This window comes from Streptomyces sp. adm13(2018), from assembly GCF_008042145.1.
Taxonomy (GTDB): Bacteria; Actinomycetota; Actinomycetes; order Streptomycetales; family Streptomycetaceae; genus Streptomyces.
In genome coordinates, this window is record NZ_RDBH01000161.1 from 1 (window position 1) to 647 (window position 647).

Sequence of the window (647 nt, forward strand, 5' to 3'; positions counted from 1 at the left end):
CCTTTTCGGATCCCGCGACCGGGGCGGAGCCGCGTAAGGCCCCACAACGACGAAGATCCCACCCGATCTTGCGATCGGACGGGATCTCGTCATGTTCCCGAGAGCTACTCGCGAACTGTCGTTTGTGGACCTGTGGGGATTTGAACCCCAGACCCCCTCGATGCGAACGAGGTGCGCTACCAGACTGCGCCACAGGCCCTTGCGACGTGTGAAACATTAGCACCCCGACCGGCTCAGACAAAAATCCATTGCCCCGCAGGTCAGCCGGGGGGCGTCGCGGGCCCCCCGGGTGGGGTCACTCGTTGGCCGCCCGGGGGCGGTCGTCCTCCGCGTACTGGTCGAAGAGGGGGGTGCGGCCGGCGGTGCGGGCGTCGGACTCCAGGGCGGAGAGGATGCGGCGGGCCAGGCCCAGGCCGCGGGCCTCGGGGATCACGTACATGCGCTTGAGTTCGGCGTCGCCGTTCGCGTAGCCCTCGTCGTTCTCGTCCTGGGCGCGCCAGCCGCCGGTGGCCAGCGGGGCGCCGTCGGGGTCGTAGGCGAGCAGGTAGAGGCCGCGCGGCGGGGCGAACATCCCGGCGTCCAGCGGTGTGGCGTCGCCCTCGTCGCCGTAGCGGACGGCGTACTCCGCCTGGACCGCGTCGTTGAGC

General features: G+C 70.5%; 1 protein-coding gene and 1 tRNA gene. Both read right to left on the minus strand.

The features are described from left to right. Positions 1 to 125: 125 nt before the first annotated feature. Positions 126 to 199 (minus strand) — tRNA-Ala (locus EAO70_RS35000). 96 nt (positions 200 to 295) lie between these two features. After that, positions 296 to 647 (minus strand): GNAT family N-acetyltransferase (locus EAO70_RS35005; protein ID WP_148006846.1); only part of this gene is annotated, 352 nt, incomplete at its 5' end.